Annotated in this window: 13 protein-coding genes; 5 read left to right on the forward strand and 8 right to left on the reverse strand. The window is 66.1% G+C overall.

From position 1 onward, the window contains the following. Nucleotides 1-94: 94 nt before the first annotated feature. Both IFSED24_RS16470 and IFSED24_RS16475 read left to right on the forward strand, forming a co-directional pair. Entirely contained in the window at nucleotides 95-637 is a 543-nt protein-coding gene (locus IFSED24_RS16470) for a fasciclin domain-containing protein (RefSeq protein WP_491335070.1), read from the forward strand. Nucleotides 638-737: 100 nt separating this feature from the next. Continuing rightward, entirely contained in the window at nucleotides 738-2108 is a 1371-nt protein-coding gene (locus IFSED24_RS16475) for a transglutaminase-like domain-containing protein (RefSeq protein WP_491332575.1), read from the forward strand. A gap of 80 nt (nucleotides 2109-2188) precedes the next feature. Here the strand turns inward: IFSED24_RS16475 and IFSED24_RS16480 are convergent, their stop codons facing one another. Continuing rightward, a complete protein-coding gene (locus tag IFSED24_RS16480; RefSeq protein ID WP_491332576.1) occupies nucleotides 2189-3337 on the reverse strand; it encodes an adenine nucleotide alpha hydrolase family protein in 1149 nt (382 codons plus the stop codon). Between the two features lie 150 nt (nucleotides 3338-3487). Continuing rightward, complete coding sequence (locus IFSED24_RS16485) at nucleotides 3488-4045, reverse strand: hypothetical protein (protein WP_491332577.1); 558 nt, start codon at nucleotides 4043-4045, stop codon at nucleotides 3488-3490. Nucleotides 4046-4381: 336 nt separating this feature from the next. On the opposite strand from IFSED24_RS16485, the gene IFSED24_RS16490 reads away from it, so the two are divergent. Continuing rightward, nucleotides 4382-6178 carry a T9SS type A sorting domain-containing protein gene (locus IFSED24_RS16490; RefSeq protein ID WP_491332578.1) on the forward strand — a complete coding sequence of 599 codons (1797 nt, stop codon included), beginning with the start codon at nucleotides 4382-4384 and terminating at the stop codon, nucleotides 6176-6178. 159 nt (nucleotides 6179-6337) lie between these two features. Further along, on the forward strand, nucleotides 6338-8050 hold the full coding sequence (locus tag IFSED24_RS16495) for an aminotransferase class V-fold PLP-dependent enzyme (RefSeq protein ID WP_491332579.1): 1713 nt from the start codon (nucleotides 6338-6340) through the stop codon (nucleotides 8048-8050). 52 nt (nucleotides 8051-8102) lie between these two features. Here the strand turns inward: IFSED24_RS16495 and IFSED24_RS16500 are convergent, their stop codons facing one another. The 4 genes from IFSED24_RS16500 to IFSED24_RS16515 form a co-directional block, all read right to left on the reverse strand. Further along, nucleotides 8103-8621: a hypothetical protein gene (locus IFSED24_RS16500; RefSeq protein ID WP_491332580.1), complete on the reverse strand. Its 519-nt coding sequence runs from the start codon at nucleotides 8619-8621 to the stop codon at nucleotides 8103-8105. A gap of 299 nt (nucleotides 8622-8920) precedes the next feature. Further along, nucleotides 8921-12655: a S8 family serine peptidase gene (locus IFSED24_RS16505; RefSeq protein ID WP_491332581.1), complete on the reverse strand. Its 3735-nt coding sequence runs from the start codon at nucleotides 12653-12655 to the stop codon at nucleotides 8921-8923. Nucleotides 12656-12926: 271 nt separating this feature from the next. Beyond that, entirely contained in the window at nucleotides 12927-15119 is a 2193-nt protein-coding gene (locus IFSED24_RS16510) for a FlgD immunoglobulin-like domain containing protein (RefSeq protein ID WP_491332582.1), read from the reverse strand. A gap of 305 nt (nucleotides 15120-15424) precedes the next feature. Continuing rightward, nucleotides 15425-18085 carry a protein kinase domain-containing protein gene (locus IFSED24_RS16515; RefSeq protein WP_491332583.1) on the reverse strand — a complete coding sequence of 887 codons (2661 nt, stop codon included), beginning with the start codon at nucleotides 18083-18085 and terminating at the stop codon, nucleotides 15425-15427. 247 nt (nucleotides 18086-18332) lie between these two features. Between IFSED24_RS16515 and IFSED24_RS16520 the strand changes: the two genes are divergently transcribed. Continuing rightward, the gene (locus tag IFSED24_RS16520; protein ID WP_491332584.1) at nucleotides 18333-21152 is read left to right on the forward strand and encodes a tetratricopeptide repeat protein; all 2820 of its coding nucleotides are present in this window, start codon (nucleotides 18333-18335) and stop codon (nucleotides 21150-21152) included. Nucleotides 21153-21167: 15 nt separating this feature from the next. Here the strand turns inward: IFSED24_RS16520 and IFSED24_RS16525 are convergent, their stop codons facing one another. After that, nucleotides 21168-23492 (reverse strand): FlgD immunoglobulin-like domain containing protein, encoded by a 2325-nt coding sequence (locus IFSED24_RS16525; RefSeq protein WP_491332585.1) that lies wholly within the window; start codon nucleotides 23490-23492, stop codon nucleotides 21168-21170. Between the two features lie 177 nt (nucleotides 23493-23669). Then, nucleotides 23670-25907, reverse strand: coding sequence for a patatin-like phospholipase family protein (locus IFSED24_RS16530; protein ID WP_491332586.1), 2238 nt, complete (start codon nucleotides 25905-25907; stop codon nucleotides 23670-23672). Between the last annotated feature and the right edge of the window lie 64 nt (nucleotides 25908-25971).

The following is a 25971-nucleotide window of genomic DNA, read 5'->3' on the forward strand; positions in this document are numbered from 1 at the left end:
GCAGCATCTCGGGATCCATGACCTGGAGGGTGATATGAAGCTCAATAGATTCCTCACGCTGGCCGTCCTGTCGGTCTCCCTCGTCACGTTCCACATGGTCCAGGCGCAGGAGCACCCGACCACGACGGAGCACGCGAAGAAGGCGGAGCATCCGGCGAAGGCGGAGCAACCGGCGAGTTCGGGCGACATCGTGTCGGTGGCGTCCAGTGCCGGCAACTTCACGACCCTCGTGGCCGCCATCGAGGCGGCCGGTCTGACCAGCAAGCTCCAGGGCAAGGGACCGTTCACGGTCTTCGCCCCCACCGACGAGGCCTTCGCGAAGCTGCCCAAGGGAACGGTGGAAGACCTGCTGAAGCCCGCCAACAAGGCCAAGCTGGCCGGCATCCTCGCCTGCCACGTCGTGCCCGGCAAGATCATGGCGGCCGATGTCAAGACGATGAAGGCCACCAACGTCAGCGGCCAGGATCTCGACATCAAGGTCAAGGACGGCGTCGTCACGGTGGATGGTGCCAAGGTGGTCCAGGCCGACGTGATGGCGACCAACGGCGTCATTCATGCCATCGACACGGTGATCATCCCCGGCGAGTCGGCGAAACCCGCGGCAGCCGAGAAGCCCAAGGACCATCCTGCCCACTGAGGCGGCCGCCCGTTCCATGGCCGGACTTCCGGAGCGGCAGCCCCTGCGGTTGCCGCTCCTTTCGTCGATTGATCACGAGAGCCCAATGGAGGAGTTGGACATGCTGCACGCCCGTTACCGGATCGGCACGTTTCTGGGGATGGCCATCCTCGCGCTCTGGGTCGGCTCGACGCCGACCGCGCTCGCTGCTCAGGAAGAGGCGGCGGACACCACCGCTCCACCCATCGTGACCGGCGACATCAAGGCCGGCATCGAGAAGCATATCGCCGAGCAGGTCGCGAAGGGTGATGGCTACTTCAGGGTGATGTTCGAGGGCCAGGAACTGAAGCTCAACCTGGTGCGCGTCCACGTGGAGTACCTCGCCTCGCTGGCGCCGCAGCGCCACTTCGCCTGCGTGGACATGGCGAGCGCCGACGGCCAGTTCTACGACATCGACTTCTTCCTCGCCGGCGATCCCGGCGCTATGACCGTGACCGAGACGACGGTCCACAAGCTCAACGGTCGGCCGTACTACCTCTGGGAACAGAACGAGGACGAGCACTGGGTGCGCACGCCCGTGGACAACGCCTCGAACGAGCTGCTCGGCGTCCTGTCGGGCACCGACACCTTCGAGTTCCGTTACCAGTCGACGCTGCCCGAGATCACCGGCCCTGCCCGCTGCTGGCTGCCGTTGGCCGATTCGGACGCCTTCCAGACCGTGACCGTGAAGTCCATCGACGTCCCGGGCGACCAGCGGGTGCTCACCGACAGCGCCCACGGCAACCGGGTGCTCTGCCTGGAACTCGGCCCCGAGGACAGCGGCCGGTCGCTCGAGATCGTCTACGACGTGGTGCGCCGCGAGAAGAGCGCGTATGAAGGCGATCCGGCGGAGGCCGCGAAGCACCTGCAGCCCGAACGCATGGTTCCCTCGGACGCCACCATCAAGGCGGAGGCCGAGAAGGCGGTGGCGGGCCGCGAGAGCGAGCTGATGCGGGCGCGGGCCCTGTACGACCACGTGATGGACCAGATGCAGTACAAGAAGTTCGGCGAGGGCTGGGGGCAGGGCGATGCCGTGTTCGCCTGCAGCACCCTCTACGGCAACTGCACCGATTACCACGCCTACTTCATCGGCCTGGCGCGGTCGGTGGGCATCCCGGCGCGGTTCGCCATCGGCGCCTCGATCCCGTCCGAGCGGAACGAGGGCGGCACCGACGGCTATCACTGCTGGGCCGAGTTCTATGCCGAGGGCAAGTGGTGGCCGGTGGACATCAGCGAGGCCGACAAGTTCAGCGCGTTGAGCATGTACTTCTTCGGCCACCACCCGGCCAACCGCTTCGAGTTCTCTCACGGCCGCGACCTGATCCTCGATCCGGGACCCGCGTCCGGCCCGATCAACTTCCTGGCCTATCCGTTGCTGGAGATCGAGGGCCGGCCGCAGATGGTGAAGTCGCTGTTCCTGTTCCGGCGGACGGCGGTGGATCGGGAGAGCTGAGAGAGGCGGGTGCTGTCACGCCACCGTCGCTCGGACCGAGGGGAACGCCTGGCGGATCGCATCGCCGATCCGCCAGGCGACTATCGTTTACCCAGCATCCTGTTGTAACGGCGCCGGAGGCCCTCGTCGAACTTGTTGCGGAACCCGTCCGTCCTCTTCCAGTCGCTCACCGAGGCGGTGAACTCCTCCTTCGAGGTCCCCGTCTGCTGCAGGAAGGAATCCAGGATCTGTGGTTCCCGCCGGGTGGCCCGGTTGCGGCGTTCGTTCTCCAGGGCTTCCTCCCTGGTCAGCAGGCCCAGCCGGATGAGGTTGCTGTCGTACAGGGTCGACTCCGTGAGTTCGGGGAACCGCAGGGTGTGGATATAGCTGGGAATGCCGTGCAGGAGGCAATCCATGTGCTCGAACTGACCCTCCGGACTCGTCCAGTCCATCTCGGATTCCAGGGTCGCCCTGATCTCGGCGAAGTCCGCCTGGAAGTAGTCGTAGAGGGCGATGTAGTAGCTATAGAAACCGAGCAATCGCGGGTGCAGGCCGAGGAGCCGGCAGGCCAGTTCCTTCAGCTTGTTGATCTGCCGTGACGTCGGCGCGTAGTGCAGGCTCTTCAGGTCGTGACAGTAGGGCTCGTCCTTGACGACGTTCTTGTAGAAGCTCAGGTCGCCACCCTGGAAGACCTCGGGCACATGGCCCAGATAGGTGACTCTCCTGCCGGTGCCGGTGATGACCAGGGGAGGCTTGAACTGGTCGAAGATCATCTGGACACAGGCCTGGATGCCGCGCATGCACACCGGGCAGAACGTCCCGCTCTTGCGCATGAACTCGCCGTACATGTCGATCATCTTGTTCTGGTTCGGACTGAAATAGAAATGATCGGCACCGGCAGCCTTGGTCGCCCTGGCGATGTTCTGCCGCGCGTGATCGGAGAGGTATCCGTTGTCGAGGGTCACGCAGACACACTTGAGGCCGTATTCCTTGGCGCAGAGATACAGCGCGTAAGTGCTGTCCTTGCCGCCGCTGAGCGGGATCAGGCAGTCGTAGACCTTGTTCAGCTGCTTCACCCGCCGGACCATCGCCTCGAATTCGGCCTTCTTGTCGTCGAAGTAGCTGGCGTTCATGCGGCCATCCAGCTCCTCGAATCGCCGGCAGAAATTGCAGATGCCGTCCTGGTCCAGGGTGACGCTGGGCAGGCTCGCGGGGACGATGCAGCGGTTGCATCTGATGATCTCGTCCATCTCGGTGACCCTGTTCTGCTGAAGGCCTTGGGTTTCGGGACCGTTTCTGGACCACGAGCTTAACACATAGTGATTGTCTATTAAATCCCCGAGGAAAACGCGCGCCCGGCAGGCGGGCGCGCGTAGGCCAGCGATCACGACGGCGAGGCTTTACCTGTAGAGCGCCTTGATGTCCTCCCAGGTCCTCGTCTCGACCGAGACGGGTTCGCAGGTCGCCGTGAAGTTGTCGAAGCTGGCGCGCCAGCCGTTGTTCCCCGCATCGACGTCCAGCTGGACCGTGATGATGTGGGTACCGCAGGACATGTTCAGGGATTCGGTCGTCCAGTCGATGAAATCGGCAAACGGTGAGCCGAAGATCAACTCGCCGTCGATCATAACCAGGACCCGTCCGGTGTCCGATGAGGCATCGACGTTCTCCAGCTTGTAGTCGAAGCTGACCACGCATTCCTGACCGCTCTCGTCGCCGCAGGCGAATTCCTGGCTGAGAGCGCCCTGGCCCTCGGAATCGCCGAAGGGCGACATGATCCAGGCATGGCCGCCGGGATTGCCGCCATCGGCGGGGAAGTCGATCTGCCAGCCCTCCGGCAGATTCCAGGACCACCCCGTCGATCCGTCCTCGAAATCGCCGTTCACGAACTGAGCCGCGGCGCCCGTGGCGATGAGCATGATGCTCACGGCGCAGACGGAGATCGTGCGCCAGGTCTTCATCGCGAACACCTCCCTCTGAAAAGTCGACCTCACCCCGGGTCCGGGATCCGGATCCGGGGCGGCGCTGGGCACCCCACGCTGCCCAGGCCTCGTCGGGGGAGCATAAATTTGGGCCATCAAAATCTTGCCAGTCAATTGGATGGATCATGCCCAGGGGTAAAGAATTATGAGGGCGTGGACGCTGCAGATTCCGAAACTGACGATGAGCACGGACGCCGCGATGCGGACCAGCTTGTACGGCAACCGTACAAAGTGTATAATCCATGCGACCGGTACCCCGAGTCGAGGGACGGTCTCTCCTCGCTGCCAGCTTGTCGCAACCCCGGAGACTCCACGATGAAAAACGTGATGTTCGTGATCGTAGCACTGATCTTCAGCGCCAGCATCGCCCAGGCCCAGGTCGGCGACCTGATCTGGGAGGACGATTTCGACGACCTCGACAACTGGATCATCCTGACCGGCAACGGCTACTGGGGCTGGGGCAACGGTGAGCTGGAATTCTACGCCGAGGACAACGTCGACATCGCGGAGGTCCCCGGCGAGGCGGGCAACACGGCGCTGCGCATCACGGCGCGCGAGGAGTCCGGCCCGGGCATCGTCGACCAGTGGGGCAACCCGCTGCACTACACCTCGGGCAAGGTGATGTCCCGGTCGCTGGTCACCATCGAGTACGGCATGATCGAGGCGCGGGTGCGGGTCCCCGACCTGGATCTCGGCGGCTGGCCCGCCGTGTGGTTGCTCGGCAACGCCAACTACGGCTGGCCGCGCAACGGCGAGATCGACATGATGGAGATGGGTCATCACCAGTCGTTCCGCGACCTGCACGACGAGCACAACGGCGGCAACGGGCAGGACGACGCCACGGTCAACCAGGCCGTGGGCGCCAACGCCATCTTCTATGCCGCCAGCGCGGTTTCCCCGGAGAATCCCTCGGGCGCGGCCAGCCTCTCCTGGGACCCGGACGACCAGTATTGCCGCCCCTACTACGACTACGTCGACCAGCTCAGCGAGCGCTTCCTGATCTACCGGCTCTACTGGGACGAGGAGAGCCTGCGCATGACCGTCGTCGACGACGGCATGGAGCGCGACCTGTACGAGGAACCGTTCGCCATCGATGAGGTCTCCGCCGAATTCAACCGACCGTTCTACCTCATCGCGAACCTGGCCATCGGCGGGGCCTTCACCGACGCCTACAACCTCGGTGACCCCGACAGCGGCGAGCCGGTCTCCATGCCGCTGCCCGCCGAGATGCTGATCGACTACATCCGGGTCTACGAGTGGAACGACCAGGGCACGGTCCACCTCGGTCCGCCGACCGCCGAGAGCGGCACCTTCGGCATCTTCACCGACGAGACGCCCACCAATGGCGCGCTGGTTCCGGGGATCTCGTCCGAGATCTACGTGTGGGAAGGGACCCTGGTCGAGGGCGACATCCCGCCGTACGAGGGCGCGAACGTGCTGTCGTGGCAGACGGCGGGCCTGGGCTGGTTCGGCGCCGGCATCATGGCCATCGAGCCGCTGAACTTGTTCGATTTCGGCGAGGGGCATCTCAAGTTCCAGATCCAGATCCCCGCGCACGTCACCTTCAAGATCGGGATCATCGACTCCTGGGGGAACCAGAGCTACGTCGCGTTCCCGGCGCATCAGACGACCTACGGGCTGGTGCGTGACGGTCAGTGGGGGCAAGCGGCGATCCCGGTCAGCGACCTGCGCGGATTGCTCATCGACCTGCGCATGCTGAGCTACGCCTTCGTCATCCTCGAGGAGCAGGGCACGCCCTGCGAGTTCGCCCTGGACGACATCTTCTGGGAGAGCGGCGCCACCACCGGCGTCGACGACGGCGCGGTCGCGGCGGACCGGATCCGGCCGCTTCTGGCCAACGCCCCCAATCCCTTCAACGCCATGACCGAGATCCGCTTCGAGCTGCCCGTGGCGGGGACCTACGACCTCGCGATCTACGACCTGGCCGGGCGTCGGATCAAGAGCTTCCGGGGGATCGGTGCGGCCGGGATCAACACGGTCCACTGGGCGGGCCGCGACGACCGCGGTGCCAGCATGGGCTCGGGGGTCTACCACTACCGCCTGGTCACCGAGGCTGGCTCGGCGACCCGGACGATGGTGCTGGTGAAGTAGAGCCGGCCATCGCTGCGTGTTGCCGGTTTTGGCTCTACATTGGCGGTCAAACCCCATCCCCGTGACCCCGCCGAGGTCGATCTTCTCCACCCACGTGGCGGGTGCTCGCGCACGGTTCGATGACGCCGCGGCTCCGCCGCCGACTGGAAGCGAGGCTCCTTGAACGACCACACCGTGCAATTGCTCGCCAGCATCCGCGAGAACATCATCGGTGACGACCGCGTCATCGAGGGCCCGTATGGACCGCGGCGGCTGACCTACGCCGATTACACGGCCAGCGGTCGCGCCCTCGGCTTCATCGAGGATTTCATCCGCGACGAGGTGTTGCCGCTGTACGCCAACACTCATACCGAGACCTCGCGCACCGGTCTGCAGACCACGCGATTCCGGGAGGAAGCGCGCCAGGCCATCCACGAGGCCTGCGGCGGGAGCCCCGACGATGTCGTGATCTTCTGCGGTTCGGGCGCCACCGGCGCGATCAACAAGCTCATCGACGCCATGAACCTGCGCCTGCCCGCCGACCTCGACGCCCGTTACGGTTTCTCCGACCAGATCCCGACCGCGCAGCGGCCAGTGGTCTTCATCGGGCCCTACGAGCACCACTCCAACGAGCTGCCGTGGCGCGAGTCCATCGCGGACGTGGTGGTGATCTCCGAGGATCCGGACGGCCGCATCGACCAGGACCATCTCGAGCGCGAGCTGGAGCGCTATCGCGACCGACCGCTCAAGATCGGGAGCTTCTCGGCGGCCTCCAACGTCACGGGTGTCGTCTCGAACACGTACGCCCTGTCGGTCCAGCTACACCGCCATGGCGCCCTCGCGTTTTGGGACTTCGCGGCCGCGGCGCCCTACGTGAAGATCGAGATGAACCCGCAGCTCACGGCCGGCAACGAGGTCGGCCGCGACCCGTTGAGCTACAAGGACGCGATCTTCCTGTCGCCGCACAAGTTCATCGGCGGGCCGGGCACGCCCGGCGTGCTCGTGGCCAAGCGTGCGCTGCTGAGCAACCGGGTGCCGACGGTGCCCGGCGGCGGCACGGTGAGCTACGTCAGCGAGTCGCGCCACGAATACCTGGCCGATCCGGTCCACCGGGAAGAGGGCGGTACGCCGGCGATCGTCGAGGCCATCCGCGCGGGGCTGGTCTTCCGGCTCAAGGAGCAGATCGGCAGCGAGACCATCGAGCAGCTCGAGCACGACTTCGTCTCCAGGGCCATCGCCTCCTGGTCGTCGAATCCGAACCTGGAGATCCTCGGCAACCTGACGGCTCAGCGGCTGTCCATCGTCTCCTTCGTCGTCCGTCACGGCGACCGGATGCTGCACCACAACTTCGTGGTCGCGCTGCTCAACGACCTCTTCGGCATCCAGTCGCGGGGAGGCTGCTCCTGCGCCGGGCCCTACGGACACCGTCTGCTCGGCATCGACCTGATGCGGTCCGAACGCTTCCGCGAAGCCATCCAGAGCGGTCACGAGGGGATCAAGCCGGGCTGGGTGCGGGTGAACTTCAACTACTTCATCGACGAGTTCACCTGCGATTACATCATCGACGCGGTGCACCAGATCGCGCGTGAAGGATGGCGACTCCTGCCCGACTACGTCTTCGAACCGGACACCGGCCTCTGGCGCCATCGCGACCACCGGCTGACCCCGCCCCACGGCCTCGACAGCCTCCGCTACGACGACGGTCGGCCGGGACACTGCAAGGGCCATCCGACGGCACCGGTGGGTGCGCTGGCCGAATACCTGGAGGAAGCGCGTCGCATCTTCGCGGCCGCGGCCGACCGCCGGGGGGCGGACCATGGCGAGGAGTGCCATCTGGAGGGTGCGGACGAGGAGCGGTTGCGCTGGTTCCCGCTGCCGGGCGAGGTGGTCTGAACCTCGAGCGCCCGCGGCTATGGATCCCTTGCGGGTCGATCGGCTCCGCGCGTCAGACCAGTGATTTCCAGGCTTCCCTGGGGCTCTGCCTGTAGGCGACGACGAACTCCTTCGGGATGGACGTGAAGAACGTCACCTCGGTGGCCATCCGGCGGACCTGCAGGGCGATGACGGTCGCCAGATCCAGGACCGGGCGGTTCAGGTAGAGGATGGGCCACAGCGCGTTGGGCCTGATCTGGAAGACCTTGCCTGTCTGGGGATTCAGCTTGCCCTTGGGCAGCTCGATGCCGAGCCGGGCGTAGTCGGCGCTGCTCGGCAGCACGGGGAATTCGATCTTGTAGACGTACTTGCCCCGCTCGTTGGCCTGTCCGTTGACGTCCAGGTCGGTCGACACGCAGTCGCCGGGATTGAAGCGGACGTGCCCCTCGATCTCCATGGGATTCCGGGCATAGAGCGCCTTGATGGCCTGCCGTGCCCAGATCTCCGTGCCCGTGCGCGGGTAGTTCTTGGGCCGGAATCCATCCTTGGCGATCTCCGACGGCTTCCTGTCGTCACCTCGGTAGATAATCATGGCCTTCATCCATTTCGGTTCACAACCCGTGTCATCGAGGACAGACAGGTCCGGTTCTCCCAGATAAGTCGGAGAGGTGGTGCTGGGGCCGATGGAGCGGTCCAAGCCCAGCCGCCGACCGGATCGTGATGGCGAGAACAGATAGAATCGCGGACCTGGCTGCACTCCCGTCAAGAGTGCCGGCATGGGGCGCAGTGTAGCACAAATGGAGGTGGCGGATCAAAACGAGTCCGTGTCGGATGGGTACAACCCAGCCCGCCGGCATCACGGTCGTGGCTCCGGATCGGAATCGGCCGTCTTTAGCGGACCAGCATCACTTTCCTTGTCGCAACCTCGGCTCCGGACTCGAGTCGAACGACGTACGCACCAGACGACATGGCACGCCCCTCTCCGTCGCGGCCGTTCCAGATGATTTCATGCTGACCCGCTGGCATGGTTCTCTCCACCAGTGTCGTTACCAGCCGTCCACGGATGTCGAATATCTGCAGCTGGGCTCGTTCTGTGGTCGGCAATTCAAATGCAATCGTCGTCTGCGGGTTGAACGGACTTGGATAACAGCCGACCAGCTTGAACACGGCCGGTGTATCGCCGTCTCCATCGTTTGCTACTGGCGTCAGGATGTCGAAGAATGTCATGATCCGCCAAAGTAGATCCTGGCGCGTGCTCGGCGTGTCGCCGTCGGCCAGCTCGGCGATCGCATGGGAGAAACAGACCGTCTTCTGGGCTCCCGTGACGTCGTTCTGCACGGCGACGGTGTGATAGCCGGTCTCGTCGAAGACGGGCAGGGCAGACGCCCCGGGAGTGAAGAAATCGATGCTGTTCAGGCCCTCCTGATTCGTTCCGAAGAAGAGGATGCCGTCGGCCAGCGATCCTTCCTGACCGATGAGCTCGACGGAGGTGAGACTGCTGCCGTCGGCGACGGCAGCCAATCCGAAGGCTGCATGCAACTCCACGTTGGTGGCCTGATCGTAGCCCAGTGGATCGCCACCCTCGAGGTAGACCTTGCCGCCCTGTTGCAGATACTCCAGCAGCACGACGCTGCGGGCATCGTTGAGGAAGCCCTTGTCGGTGAAACGGTTCCCGAAGGAGAGGAAGACGGCGTCGAAGCCGAGGAGCGAGCGTGGGAAGCAGGAGGCGTAGATGACCGGAGCATAGCTCGACGGGGAGCCCCGCGTGGTCAACTCGTCCCGGATGAAATTGCCGCTGAAGTCGCGACCACCGGGCACGGCTTCCCAGACGAGGACGCCATCGTTGACCAGGACGGCATCGTCACGAACGAGCGTGCTGGCCGCGGTCCCGTTGCCGACCACCAAGCGCACCGGATGGTAGCCGGGCTCCGTGATGGTCCACTGCGGGGTCGGACCAGTGGCATCGATGGTGCCGTCGTTGCCGAAGTCCCATTCCCAGGACGTGACCGGCGCCACCGGGTCGGCGTGCGAGAGATCCGTAAAATCGATCGTGAGCGGTGGCGGCCCGTCAGGGACGCTCCCCATGAAGTCCGCCACCAGGTAGTCGTCGGGCATCTCGAGCCCCAGGAACTCGAGTATGCGGAGCACCAGGTGACTGCGACAGCTCACCGGATCGACGTCGACGAGATCGGAGAGCGTGTACGAGAAGAGGAACGTCCGCTGACCGTGGGCGCCGACGTTCTGGATCCCGACCTGCTGCGCACCGCTCTCCGTGAACACGGCCGCCGCGCCGGGATCGGGGGTGTATCCGTTGATATACCAGCAGCGCTCCTGGTCGGACTCGGTGAAGTTCATACCCTCGCCCAGGGTTCCGGCCTGGCCGACGAGGTTGTCTATGAAGTCGGTGGTCAACCAGGAGTGGGTATCCACCCCGAAGAGCTCCTTGATCAATTCCAGATCCGGGTGATCGAAGTACTCGTAGGCACTGATGAAGGACCCGCCTTCCGCGCACACGCGGCCGCCGTTCTGCAGGTAGTCGATGATCGCCGCCGTCTCCTCGTCCTCCGGATACGTGCCGGAGGTCAATAGCTGACCCCAGTTGCCACAGGACAGGAACACCGCGTCGAAGACGTCGAGATTCGGTGGGATGTGGTCACTGTAGAGGACGGGCAGGCCAAATCCTTGGAGCATGTCGCGTAGATACTGCCCGCTGTAGTCGATGCCGCCGGCTATTCCTTCGTAGACGAGGATCCCGCTCGGGGCCACGAACAGCGTGAACTCCAGCTCGTTGCCGAACAGGACCTCCAGATCGGCATCGACTCGAAGAGTGAAGTCCGCCTGGTGCGGCCCAGCATCCGCGGCGATCTGGATCTGGAACACGCCGTCGATGTCGAGGGTGTCGTCGGCGGGAATCGCACAGGTGTGCTCGCCCGCCAGGATGATCACGTCGGGATCGTCGGTGATCAGGGTCAACGCCCCGTTCTCGGTGCCGACGAAGTGCGCGAAGTTGCGCAGGGTGAAATCGAGATCGACCACCTCGCCGGGATCGAGCAGTCCGTCGCCGCCGGCATCCGTGACACGAGTCTCGACCAGGTTGACGCGTAATTGTTGCGGGATCGTCACGTCCGTCGCGGTCATCGCCTGGGCCGCATTGATCCGACCGATGCCGAGCATGTGCTCATAGCCGGGATTCATGTCGTCGATATCGTCCGCCGTGCCGAGGACCTGGACGGTGAGTTCCTCGTTCGTCCAGTCGGGGTGGTAGGACTTGACCAGACCCAGCAGTCCGGCCACCATCGGCGAGGCCATCGAGGTGCCATTCCAGCCCTCGTAGCCACCTCCCATGACAGTGCTGATGATGCCCCCGTCGATGGCACTATCCCCGCCAGGCGCAGAGACGTCGATGGCGATCCCGAAGTTGGAGTACCAGGACTTTGCATCGGTGACGGCGACCGCAGCCACCGAGAGGACGTGCGGATAGGCGGAGGGGAAGTAGAGCTCATCGGTTTCGTAGTTGGCCGCCGCCGCCACGATGATGCTGCCCAGGGCCGCGCTGTACTCGACAGCCATCTGATCAGCCTGAGAATACAATTGCACGGCCCAGCTATTGCTGATGATATCGGCGCCGTTCTCCGCGGCGTAGACCATGGCGCTGTAGGTGTCATAGCCTGACTCTCCATTATCCCAGTCGAATCCCTTGACGTTCATGACGCGGACATTCCAGCTGATGCTGGCGATCCCGAGGCCATTGTTCGTCACCCCGGCGGCAATGCCAGAGCAATGGGTGCCATGCCCGTAGAGGTCGACCGGGTCGTTGTCCTGGCCGGTGGCCAGGTCATAGAAATCCCAGCCGATCAGATCGTCGATATAGCCGTTGTCATCGTCGTCCAGGCCGTCGAGATCGCCCGGGTCCAGTTCCCACCGCGTATGAGCCAGGCTGAACTCGAGCGTGTGTCCGTCGCCATCGGCATCCTCGGCGAGATTCTGCCAGACGTTGTCCGTCAGATCCGGGTGGTTGTAGTCGACTCCGGAGTCCACGATGCCGATCACGACCGGTGCACCGTCCTCCCCGTGATGCACATCCCAGGCCGCGGCGGCCTCGATCTGTGGCAGGTGCTGGAGTTGATCGTAGAGGGTGTCGTCGGGATTATCCTCGAGGTAGGCGATGGGGATCGGCTCGGCGAATACCACTCCCGGGTCCTTGGCGAATGCCGCGACGACATCCCAGACGTCACGGTCTTCCGGGAACATGAGTCGATAGATCCGGGAGAGGTCGGGCAGGTCCGAGTCCGCGGGGATCGGGCGGTGCTTGAATCGTTCGTGAACCGAATCGATACCATAGTGGGCGACGAGTGCGTCGAGCGACGCGGTCCCCAGCGCCACTGCTCCCTCCTGAGCCGGCACAGGGGCGAAACCCTCCTCGAGCATGATCGTCAGCATGCCCTCGAAGTAGAGCGGACGCCCTTGAGCGTCAGCATTCGGCTGGCGAGCCTCGGTACGCCCGACGCTCGTCACAGCGACCACGACAAGGACGATGGACAAAGCCCGTTCCAGGATTCGCATGTCGGACCTCCTGACGACGTTGAAATCAAATGACACCGCGTGCCCGGTTCGGATGGTTGGCAATCGGCCCGGGTCATCCTGTATCCCTCTGGGCACTTCGCAGGCGGGTGTCACCATCTCGATTTCAGACCGATGCGGGCACAGCCGCGAGGATGTCAGGCAGGAGTACGCCCACGCAGAGGAGCGAGGTGTGGGCTGAATCGGTAGCGTAGCAGAAGCCGAAATACAGGTGTCATCAAATGGGATGATTGCGCGTCGATTTGATTCTCATCATCTTGACCAACGGCCCGCCGGCATCGCGGCCAGCGGGCTCGAAGACGAACCGCAACGTCGCTTATCGGACGAGCATCACCTTCCTCGACTCCACCCGCTCCTGGGTCGCTAATCGGATAAAATAGGCACCCGAAGGCATTTCGAGACCGTGATCGTCGTGTCCGTTCCAGGACAGCTGATGATCACCTTGCGCATATTGTTCGACCGCGAGCCTTCTCACTCGTCTCCCTTGCAGGTCGTAAACGTCGACGGCGACATGTTGTGCGCGCGTCAGAGAGAACGTGATCGTCGTGCGCGGATTGAAGGGGTTGGGACTGGCAGCCAGTCTCGGTGCGGTCGCGGGAACATGGGCGGTTTCATCGATGACACCGACGGCGGTCGCACACTGCTGCCAGGCAACGCACAGGCCAGCCTGTCCGGTCACAACGAAGACATAGGATTCGCTGACGGCCACGTCCGTGACAGCATCCGGAATGCACATGGCACCCACGAGTGAGGGGCTCGTGGGGGCCACGACGAAACTGACATCGAGACCGAAGCCGGATCCTCCATAAGCGTAGTTGCCCGACAGGGCATGGATACTCATGGGAGCGGAGACGACCAACCGCTGCGGATCGTCGGGATCCGCGATGTCGAAGACGTCGGTTCCGCTCGCATAGCTGACGTAGGCATAGCGCCCGGCAATGACGACCGGGCCCGAATCATTCAGACCGGCCGTGCCCATCTTCTGGGGCTCGTCCGGGTTCGACACGTCGGCAATCGCAAGCTCGGTCGCCGACCAATCGGAACCCATGGTGACGTAGGCGTAGTCACCCGCGACAGCCACATCCTCGATGCGTGGCCCATAAAAGTTATCTGCCCAAGTCAAAGAACCCCGAACCTGAGGATTGACAGGTTCGGAAACATCGATGATGAGGAGGTCCCAGCCGGCCGCGACGTAGGCGAAGCTGCCGCTGACTGCCACCCGACCGATATTCGCGCCCGTGCTGGCCACGATCTCGGGAGCGCCTGGATTCGTGACGTCGATCACCTGTAGCCCCGCTTCGCCGTCCGCCACGAATGCGTAGTCACTGGACACTGCCACGTCGCATGCATCGCCCGGCGTGTCCACATTACCCGCCAGCACCGGATTCGTCGGATCGACGATATCGATCACCTGGAGGCCCGCCTCATAATCGGCGACGTAGGCGTAGTTACCCGAGATCACCACGGCCACGGCTTCACCCGGCGTGTCCAACCGACTGACCATCTGGATGTTCCGCGGCTCGTTGATCTCGATCACATGGAATCCGCAGTCGTTCTCCTCCCGACCGACAGCCACGTATGCGAGACCGCCCTGGATCGACACGGCGCGGCTGGCACAGGCGGGCTGTCTCACCCTGCCATGCATGATGGGGGCCGCCGGATCGGTGATGTCGATCAGTAACAGACCACAGTCGCCGTTCGAGACGAAAGCGAAGTCGCTGGCCACGGCGACGTCGCGGGCGCCGCCAGGAATCTCGGCGCTGCTCAAGGTCTGCGGATTCGTCGGGTCCGTGACGTCGATGACGTGGAGGTCGGCATCTTGGTCCGCGACGTAGGCGAAGCCGTTGGACACGACGACCCGATCGGCCACGCCCGGCGTGTCCACACCGCCAACGATCCTTGGTTCCGCCGGCTCCGCGATGTCAACGATCTGGAGGCCGGCGGAGCCGTCAGCCAAGAATGCGTGGCACTCAGCCACGACGATGCCGCGCGCTTCGCCCGGCGTGTTCACGTGACCGACGAGATGGGGGTATCTGGGATTCGTGGCCTCGAGCACCAGGAGGCCGGCCGAGAATCCCGCGACATAAACGTGGGGGTCCGGGCCCAGGACATCGACCGCGACACCGAGCGCGTAGCCGAACTCGTCCCAGTTCCCGACGATCCAGGGATTGAACGGATCGGTGATGTCGACGACCAGCAGACCCTCCAGGCCGCAGGCCACGAAGGCGTGGGATGCCGTGACGGCGACACCGTACGCGGCGCCCGGCAGGTCGACACTGCCTTGCGGCCACGGATGTTCCGGATCGGAAATTTCGATCACGCGAAGACGGGCCGGGGTCTCCGTGACGTAGGCATAGTCGCCGCGAACCGCCATGTTCTCGATACTGCCAACCGGCAGTTCCACGTGCCCTACCCAATGCGGGTTGTCCGCGTAGTCGATGCATTCCTGAGCCCACGACGTCGCGGGCTGCCACATGGTGAGCGCCACGAAAATCAGAACGGATCTCATCACTCCACCTCCTGACTTGCGAACAGGACCGCCTGCGGCAGGAGTCGAGCGTGGGGATGGGCGGGCAGGTGTCCCGCGGTTCGATCAATCGTGCAACTGCAACGAAGTGACTTCAGGTCGGAGCGAATACAGCCGCGGAGATGTCAGGCAGGAGATCGCCCACGGGAAGGAGCAGGGGGTGGGCTGCGCATAGAGTCTAGCACGAATAGAAATACAGATGTCCTCAAATAGGAGTAATAAGGACCTGTCTATGCGTGCCGAAACCAAGCAAGGCGGAGTCTCGAGCAATGACAGGATGATTCGCGTTACCCTCCACCCAGCTGGCGACGCACCTCAGCTCCCCAGCCCAGCACGACGCGCAGGTCGGCATCCACATCGCCGTCGTCCGCCACGCCGATCATGAAGATGCGCTCGTCGGACGCGTCGACGTCGTAGTTGAGGGTGTAGCCGGCGGTCTCGAAGCCGCCCTGCTGGAACACGCGCGGCTGGCCGGGTGCGAGGCGGTCGCCCGGCTGCAGGTCCACCGCCATGATGCGGTCGCGGTCGACGAAGTAGAGGGTCTTGCCGTCGCGGGAGAAGAGCGGGCTCTCGCCCCCGGCCACCGACATGACGTAGCGTGGGTTGCCCGCCGGCCAGGCTCGCACGTAAACCTCGTCACGCCCCGATTCGTTGGAGACGTAAGCGACCCAGCGGCCATCGGGGGAGATCACGCCCTGGCGCTCGAGGTATGGCGACGAGACGAATTCAACGGGGTCGCCGCCGTCCTGCATGTCGAGGAGCCAGATGTCTCCGTTGTGCTGCTGCGCGTCCAGAACGAGCCAGCGGCCGTCGGCCGAGAACGACCGCGGCGCGGCCTCGAAGTCGTCGACGGCAAGGAGCACCCTGGTCTCGCCGGTGCCGTCAGCGGCGCGCTCGGCCACGAAGAACTGCGTCTCGGCGTCGTAGCGGTAGACGATGTTCCCGTTGGCGGGATTCCAGACCGGCGAGTGGGCGTCCTGGTCGAAGGTGATCCTGGTGCGGGTGCCACGCTCGAGATCGATGTTCCAGAGCACGCAATCGGGAGTCTGGACCTGACGCGCCACGAGGTTGCGGCCATCGGGCGAGAGGCGTGGCTGGGCCCAGCTGGAGGCCTCGGCGAAGACGGTCTCGATCGCCCCGTCGGTGTGCGCCGCGACGATATGGCGGCGGCTGCTCATCAGCCCACCCCGCGAGCCGTGGGTGTAGACGAGGCTCCCGTCGCCGGAGAGCTCGAAGCTGCCACGGAGCATCGGTCCGGTGATGACCTCTTTCTGTACCGAGACAGGTTCGCCGAGGAGCGCCATGGTACCTGGGTCGACCCGCACCGCGGCGAGTTCCGCTGCCTCTGACCGGTGGACGACCACGATGTCGGGTGGCAGGAAGCGCGGCGTGGCGGCGCTGGGCACCAGGGTGACCCGGATCCCGGTGGCCAGGGAGACCGCGTCCACGGAATAGCCGTCGATCTTCTCCGCGGTGAAGAGCAACCAGTCGCTGCCGGGCACGCGGCAGGGATGCAGGTGCTGCTCGTCGCCCTCGACGAGCGCGGTCACGGTCTCGACCTCACCGCCGTCGGCGGGAATGCGGTTGATGCCCCGGATGCTGCTCGTCCCACCCGCGCCGGAGAAGTAGATGAATCCGTCATCGGCCCACACGGCGTTGACCCGGACCTGCGAGAGGGCGGTCAACCGCTGCGGGTTGCCGCCGGCGACGGGCACCTTGTAGAGGACGTTCTGTCCGTTGCTGATGAAGCCGATCCAGGTGCCGTCGGGCGAGAAGAACGGGTTGCCGACATCCTCGGCCTCGGGCAGCGCCCGTGCCTCGAAACCGCTCAGCCGGCGGATCTGCAGCGGTCGTTCGCCGCCCATGCTAACCGGCACCCAGGCAATCTGCTGTCCGTCGGGCGAGATGGTGGTGGTGGACCAGATGTTGAAGCCGGCATCCGGGATGGTGAAGCGGAACACCTCCTGTGCCGGGACTGGCGCCGTGTTCCGGCCGGCGACGAGGCCAATCGTAATCGCGAGCAGCGCGATGACCACACCACCGGCCGCCAGCGGCAAGCGTCGGGAGCGGCCGGCGGCCGGCAGACCGCTCGCGATCTCATCATCGTCGGCGAGCAGTTCCAGCCGCAGATCGGCGGCGTCGTGCAGGCGGTTGCGCTGATCGCGCACGAGGCAGCGCTTCAGCGCCCGACGCACCCGCGGCGGCGTGGCGGCGGGCAGCGCGTCGAGGTCGGGATCGCGGGTGAGCACGGCGGCCAGGGTATCGCTCACCGTATCGCCGGCGAAGAGGCGCCGGCCGGTGAGCATCTCGTGCAGGATCACGCCCAGGGCCCAGATGTCGGCCCGGCGGTCGGCCTGCTGGCCGCGTGCCTGCTCGGGACTCATGTAGGCCGCAGTGCCCAGGATGGTGCCGGCCTGGGTCATGGCCGCCGTGATGGTGGGCGACGTGGATGGGTCGGCTTCGTCGACAGGGTCGCCGGCCCAGGCCCGGGCCAGACCGAAGTCGAGGATCTTCACCGTGCCGCCGGGTGTGAGCATGATGTTGGCGGGCTTGAGGTCGCGGTGCACGATGCCCTTCTCGTGAGCGGCCGCGAGCCCCTCGGCGATCTGGACGGTGATGTCCAGGGCCTCGTCCAGCACCAGGGGGCCGCGCTCGAGCCGCTTCGCCAGGTCCTCGCCTTCCACCAATTCCATCACCAGAAAGCGGGCCTCGTCGCTCTCCTCGAGGCCGTAGATCGAGGCGACGTTGGCGTGTTGCACGGTGGCCAGAGTGCGCGCCTCGCGCTGGAACCGGGCGATTCGTTCTGCGTCGGCACTCATCTGGTGGGTCAGCGTCTTGAGGGCGACGTCGCGGTCCAGCTTGGTGTCGCGGGCGCGGTAGACCTCGCCCATGCCGCCGCGGCCGAGGAGGGCGGTGACGTCGTAGTGGGCGAGGGTGCGACCGATCATGGGGGCCTCTCGGGTGGAGTCGGTGTGGGCACCGGTGGCCGCAGGACTTGGATCACACGACCACCGAATAAACAAGATAGTCGCAATCCTGTAATCCGAATCATGGCCGTGCCGAGAGGGACGGTCATCGGCATGACACCGGTGCTTGCAATCGGTCGAATTGACGGGCAGCGTCGGAATCCGCTACACTCCAGCCCACTCGCCCCGCGGGATACCAGGTCGGCGACGCACCCCTTGGAGGTGCCAGGTGACTGGCTGCCCGACCCCGGATGAGCTCCAGGCGTTCCGCGCCGGAGACCTGTCGTCCGATGACGCGCCACGTGTCGCGGCGCATGTCGCCACGTGCTCCCGGTGCCGCAACGACGTCGACGGCCAGGACCAGGCTACCGTGTCGGCAGGGCAGGGAGGTCGGGACACCTGCGAGGACGCGGATTCCGGCGCCACCGCGCTCAGCGACCCCCCAGGCAGACGATCCAGTGCGAAGAACCTCATCGCCGGCTACGAGATCCTGCACGAGATCCACCGTGGCGGTCAGGGCGTGGTGTACAAGGCGGTGCAGCTGGCGACGAAGCGGACGGTCGCCCTGAAGGTGCTGCTGCAGGGGCCCCACGCCTCGGCGAGGCAGCTGCATCGCTTCGAGCGCGAGGTCGACCTCATCGCCAGCATCCAGCATCCGAACATCGTCACGGTCTACGACAGCGGCATGGCGCAGGGGCGCTACTACTTCGCCATGGAGTACATCCACGGCCAGCCGCTGGACATCTACCTGTCCCGCGCGCAGCTCGGCATCGAGGCCACGCTGCGGCTGTTCCAGAACATCTGTTCCGCGGTGAACTCGGCGCACCAGCGCGGGGTCATCCACCGCGATCTCAAGCCGGGCAACATCTGCGTCGACGCGGACGGTGAACCGCACGTGCTGGACTTCGGACTGGCCAAGGCGGCCGGACCGGATCTGCAGGACGGCGTGCCCGTGACGATGACCGGCGAGTTCATGGGCACGCTGGCCTACGCATCGCCCGAGCACACCAGCGGCGATCCCCGTTCCATCGACATCCGGGCCGACGTGTACTCGCTCGGCGTGATCCTCTTCGAGATGCTCACCGGGAAGCCCCCCTATCCGGTGACGGGCTCCGTGGCCGAGGTCCTCGAGAACATTGCCCACGCGGAACCAGCAAGGCCGTCGTCGCTCCGCCGTGACATCGACGGCGAGGTCGAGACCATCGTGCTGCACGCCCTCGCCAAGGAGAAACAACGCCGCTATCAGTCGGCGGAGGCCCTGGCCCGGGACATCGGTCGTTACCTGGCCGGCGAGCCGCTGGACGCCAAGCGGGACAGCACCTGGTACGTGCTCCGCAAATCGCTGCGGCGCTATCGATTCGTCGTGGGCATGGTGGCGGCGCTGGTGCTCGTGCTGGCCGGCTCGACCCTCTGGCTGTCGATCATGTACCGCAACCAGAGCCGCGCCCGCGCGGTGGCCACCGCCGCGCAGGCCGAAGCGCAGGCCCGCGCGGCCGAGCTGGAGATCGTGACCGAGTTCCAGCAATCCATGCTCGGTGAGATCGATGCCGAGCTGATGGGCCAGGCGCTGTACGCCGATCTGCGGACCCGCGTGCGCCGGGCGCTGGAGGCGGAAGAAATGCCTGCCGAGGAGGTCGCGACCTCGGTCGCCGCGTTCGACGACCTGCTGGAACGCGCCAACGCCACCGACGTCGCCCTGGAACTGGTGGACACCCAGGTGCTCCAGCGGGCGGCGGTGGCCATCGAGGCGGAATTCGCCGACCAGCCGGTGGTCCGGTCGGCCTTGCAGCAGACGGTCGCCGACACCTACGCCCGGCTCGGTCGCTATCAGCCGGCGCTGCCCCTCCAGGAGGCCGCGCTGCAGACACGCCGGGCCGAGCTGGGCGACGATGATCCTCGGACCCTGGAGTCGGTGAACAGCCAGGGCGTCCTGTACGAATCCCTGGGCCGTTTCGAGGAGGCATACGTCTGCTACACCGAGGCGCTGGAGGGTCGTCGCCGCGTGTTCGGCGACGACCATCCGGTCACCCTCGCGGCGTACAACAACCTGGGCCTGTTGCTGTCCCGGATGGATCGGAACGAGGAGGCTTTCGAACTCTACCGGACGGCGCTCGACGGCCGTCGCCGCAGCCTGGGCGACCGCCACCGCGACACCCTGAACTCGCTCAACAACATGGGGACACTGCTCGAGGAAATGGGGCGTTTCGAGGAGGCGAGGTCCCACTACCAGGAGGCCCTGGACGGCTACCGCAAGGTCCTCGGCGACGATCATCCCGAGACGCTCATCGCCATGAACAACCTGGCGAACCTGCTCAAGAGAATGGGCGATACCGAGGAAGCCCTGCGCCTGCACCGCGAGGCGCTGGCTGGCCGCCGGCGGACCCTGGGCGACGAGCACCCCGAGACGCTGGCCTCGATCAACAACCTGGGCGTGCTGCTCCTGTCGCAGGGCGAACTCGAGGAGGCCCGCGCCCATTTCGCCGAGGCCCTGGCGGGCTGGCGGCACTCGCTGGGCGAGGACCACCCGCACACCCTGATCGCCCTGGCGTACATGGGCGTCGTGCTCAAGCGGATGGGACGCCTGGAGGAGGCCGAGCCCTACTATCGCGAGGCGCTCGAGGGGAATCGCCGCACTCTCGGCGACGACCACCAGAGCACCATCATCGCGGTCCACAACCTGGGCAAGCTGCAGCGGGATCTCGGCCGGTTCGAGGAGGCCGCGGAATCCGGAGCTCGGGCCGTGGCCTGGGCGCGGAGATCCTTGCCGGCGGAACACCCGACCACGGCCGCCTTCCTGTACAGCTACGGGGTCACGCTGACCGGGCTCGGCCGATACGACGAGGCCGAGGCCGCGTTGCTGGAAGCCCACGGCATCCAGGACGCCGCGTTCGGCGCCGATCACGCGCGGACGATCGCGGTGGCAGGTGCGATCGCCGATCTGTACGACGCCTGGCACGAGGCGGCGCCTGACGGTGGACACGCCGAGCAGGCCGCCGCATGGCGGTCCCGTCTCCGGGACCCGGAGGCAGGGGCGGCCGCCGGGCGTTGAGCCACGGCGAACATCTCACCGCACCAGCAGCACCTTCCGCGACGCCGCCCGCTCCCGGGTCGCCAGGCGGACCAGGTAGGCGCCCGACGGCATCTCGAGGCCGTGATCGTCGCGCCCGTCCCAGGACAACCGATGCTCGCCCTGGGCGTATTCGCCGGCCGCGAGCCTCCGCACTCGCCGGCCCCGCAGATCGTGGACGTCGATGTCGACGCGCTGGGCGCGCGGCAGCGAGAAGATGATGGTCGTCTGCGGGTTGAAGGGGTTAGGCGCCGCGGCGAGTTGCAAGCCCATGGTCCGGGGGACGGTGTCGTCGTCCTCGACCGCGGTCGTCTGGCAGTGGTAGGGCCAGGTTGCGATGCCGCCGTTGCTCGCGGCGATCAATGCTCCTGCATGCTGGTGCAACACGGCGCCGGTATAGATGCTGACGTGCGAAATCGTGCCGACGAGGGCCGGCGCCTGGGCATCGGCCGTGTCGTAGATGCTGATGTTGTGGGACCCGGCCACGTACACCACGTCGTCCTGCACCGAGATGTCCTCCACATTCTCGTACGGTAGCAAGGGGAGCTCCGCCAGGACGGCGGGCGCTGCGGGGTCGCTGACGTCCACGACCTGCCAGCTCGTCAGGGGCCAGTTCCCGTTGCGCCGCGAATAGATGCGGTCGCCGACCCAGGTCACGGGGACGGCGGGATCGGCCGGGTCGTAAGGGAGCGAGCCGACGATGACCGGGGACAGCGGATCGGTGAACTCGACGAGCTGCAGTTCGCCGCCGTGGTAGATCACGCCGCGCCCGTCTGCGTCGAAGCAGAGGACACCGGCGGACTCGCCGGGCCAGATGGTGCCCAGCAGCGAGAACTCGCCCGTCGCGTCGATGGTGTAGACCCGGATGCCTCCTCCGGAGGCGCTGTCGAGCCAGCCCACGTAGATCAGGTCGCCGTGGGTGGTGCATCTGAACTGGTCGTTGCCGAAATCCACCGTGCCCCGGGCCTGTGGGTCTTCGGGGTCGGTGAGGTCGTAGGTTCGCAGCACGTATTGATGCGGATAGCTGGTGATGTGGCGGAGGGAGACCACGAGCCATTCGCCCGCCCTGGCGATTTCCTGGCCGAAGTAGGGGATGATCGATTGCGAGCCCGCGAAGGTCGGAGTAGCGACATCCGCGACCGAGACGACACCCAGATCGATTTCGCCAAGGACGTAGAGCCGGTCGCCGACCAACACGCCGTCCTCGAAGTTCATGTCGTTGGCTGCGAGGTCGAGGAGGCCGGCGCGGGGGCTCGCGACGTCGCCGTCGCGGAAGATCTCGAGGCGTCCGTAGGTGGGGCCGGCGCCCGACACGTCGACGCAACCGACGAAGACCTCGTCACCGGTGAAGGCTAGGGCGGCCGGCCAGGCGGGCAATACGTAACTGCCGATCGCGACGGGCGCCGCGGGCTCGGCCAGGTCGAACCAGCGCAAATCGCCGCTCTCCTGGTAGTAATGCTGGTTGCCCACCCAGGCCACCTCGTCGCGCAGGGCGATCGAGGTCACCGTGAAATCCTCATCCGCGGGGAAGTCGGCCAGCAGCGCCGGCGTGGCAGGTTCGGCGAGGTCGACCAGGCTGGCTTCGCCGCCGTGCTCGACCATGGCCAGGTCGCCGTCGGGCGCGATGTCCGTGACCTCGCCGGCGAGCGCCAGCGAACCCAGCGAGACGGGCGTCGCGGGGTTGGCGAGATCGAGCACTTCCAGGAACCCGGCGCCGCCCACCAGGAGCAGGTCGCCGTGGAGGCTCAGGCTGTGCACGGGGCCGGCCATGGGCACTGTCGTCAGCTCGAACGGTTGGAGCGGATCATCGAAGTCCCACACGCCGACCGCCGCTGCGTCGCCCGCGAGGCCGAGGTAGGCCAGGCGCTGGCGGACGACGACGTCGTTGGTCTCGGCGCCCGGATCGAGCGTCAGGACCTGCAGCGGCGCATCGTGGTCGTCGACGTCGATCACGCGCAGCTCGCCCGTGGCCAGCAGCACGTAGTGGTCGAGGCAGGCCAGGCCCATGGCCACGACGCCAGAGCCGTATTCCACGCGGCCCCGCGCCACCGGGTCGGCGGGATCGGCGATGTCGAAGATCTGCAGGGCGCCGCTGACGTAGGCGTAGGACGAGTACTCCCAGGCGTAGGCCTTGAGCCCCTTGGTCTGGAGCTGGGAATAGCCGACGGTGGCGTCCTGGGTGCGCTCGACGGTGAAGGTGGCGATGTGGCGCAGGTCGTTCGCGTAATCGTGGCACGGCAGCGCCGTGGCCGCGGTCGCGGCCAGCAGGGCCACCAGCATCGGAAACGTCAGGAACGCGGCGCGACGATCAGGCGAGCGCATGGTGGCAATCTTTCGTGGTTGTGGTATCGATCAAATCCCCGCTTCGGTCTTTATTCCGCTGCCGGACTCCCAACCTCCGGGCAGCGATCCTGCTCGAGAGAGAGTAAAGCATATCTGGCGTTTCGGTCTCAATTCGGGGGCGACCGTCGAGATCGGCAAGCCCTGTGACCGCGATTCTCAGCGGTCGAAGGGCTGCGAGAAGTGCACGCCACCCTGCAGGTAGATCGTGCCCTGCCTGGCGGAGTTGTATCCGTATCCCACTTCCAGCGGTCCCAGCGCCGTTTCCAGCAGCAGCGTCAACGCTCCGCCGACCTCGGATTCGTCCAGCCGCATGTCCCGGGGGCGGGCCCAGACGTTGCCGGCGTCGACCCAGCCGCCGACGTACCACTGGGTCGTGTACGGCAACGCCATGCCCGCCACGTGGTAGAGGAGACCGGCGCCCGCCATGCCGAAGGCGCCGCCGTCGAGCGCGCCGTCGACGAAGCCGGTGAGGTTGCGCAGGCCGCCCAGGCGATAGGCGCGGTAGTACGGCATCGCGCCCTCGCTGCCGCCAGCCTGGGCCCGGAACTGGATGGTCCACTGGTCGGCAGTGGCGGCGCCTTCGAGCGAGCCCCAGTAGCGGTCGTAGTCGTGCGAGTCGCCGAGGTCCGGGTTCGCCAGCCAGGCGTGGAACTGACCGGCGACGCCCCGGTGCGGCACGGCGTGGTCGTCCAGCAAGTCGAAGCCCAGCCGGAAGCGTATGGAGCCCACGTCGTCGAACTGGTAGGGGACGTCGGGATCGCCGGCGTAGCGATCGGTCTCCGCCCGGCCCCGCCACCACGCGGCCCGGATCTCGCCGATCCGGCCGAGGCTCGCTCCCACGGCCAGCCGGCCACCCCATTCGATGGTCTCGTAGGTACCGAGGCGGTAGGTGCCGTCGTAGACGGCATGGCGCCGCGAGTCCCCGTAGAGGCCAGGCGCCACGAACAGTGACCGCGAGTATTCGAGAGGCTGATACCACTCGCCGGCCGCGCCGAAGACCTTGCCCACCGCGATCTCGCCGCGCAGCTCGCCACCGAGCCGATTCAGCTCGAGACGGTCGATGCGGGTCAAGAACTGGAATTGCGGCTGGTCCTGGAAAAAGACCTGCCAGGCGGCACCGAAATGCAGCAGCCAGGGCAGGTAGGGTTTCTCGACGGGCTGGATGACGAGCTCGGTGCCGGTCTCGTTTTCGCGCAGGCTGTAGTCCACCGTCTCGAACACGCCCAGCGCGAAGACGTTGCCCAGATCACGGGCGAGGCGATCGAGATCCAGGGTGTCGCCCGGCGCCTGGGTGATGCTTCTGAGGATGGTGCGGTCGTGCACCCGGGACGGGTTCTCCAGCGCGACCTTGCTGATCACGGGTGCCGGCACGTGCCGTCGTCCGACCGAGGCCCGCCAGGCGGCGTACTCCTTGTCGGACAGTGCCAGGGGCAGCAGCTCGTCGAGATGCTCGTCCACGGCCCGCCGTCCCGCCGCGACGGCCGTGGCGGCGCGGGTCAGCTCGTAGAGCTGGATGTCCGGCAGCGGCACGATGATGGGGATGTCGGCGGCCAGGAGGTCGGGATAGGTGTTGGCCCAGGTCAGGAGGTAATTGCTCTGCAGGAAGATGCTCGGCAGGTCCCAGGTGGCGTCCGCGGGGGTCTGTCCCGGCGCCCAGCCCGGATGCACGGCGATGACCACGTCGGCGCCCATGTCGCGCACCACGTCGGTGGGGAGCATGACGCGCAGATAACCGTCGATGAGGGTGCGGTCGCCCATCTCCACGGGTGGGAACGCCCCGGGCGCCGCCATGCTCGCGCGCACCGCCCGCATGAGGTTGCCGCGGTCGGGCACCACGATGTCGCCGGTCACCAGGTCGGTCGCCACGGCGCGGAAGGGGATCGGGAGGCGATCGAAGCCGTCGTAGCCGGCGGTGTAGAGATCGGGAGCGCGCAGTGTGAAGTTGAATTTCTGGCCGTAGATCAGGCCGCGCTGCATGGTGAGTCCGCGGCTGGTGATGCCGAACTCGAAGGGCCAGATGTTCTTCAGGTCATCGGATTTGCGGCGGTACGCGAGCCGCCGCCGGTCGGGCCGGTCGGTCATGAGGCGCCGCCAGTCGAGGCCGAGAATGTCCTGGTCGATCTCCTGGGGCGTGAAGCCCAGGCTGAAGAGCACGCCCACCGCGGCGCCCATGCTGGTGCCGGCGACACGGTCGATGGGGATGCGCAGCTCGTCGAGGCGTTCGAGCACGCCGATGTGCGCGAGGCCGCGGGCGCCGCCACCGCCGAGGGCGATGCCGATGGTGGGGCGGGTCCGGGACGTGTCGGGAGTGGCGGCGGTCTGTTGCGACCAGGCCGAGGGCGGGAGGAGGCAGGCGGCGATCGACAGCAGGACGAAGGAAAGGCGGCGGCACACGGCGGTCGGCTCCTGGGGGTAGGGGCGGACGGGTCGACGTGATTGACCATAGCTGGGACCGGCG

The organism is Candidatus Latescibacter sp. IFSED24, assembly GCF_058273205.1.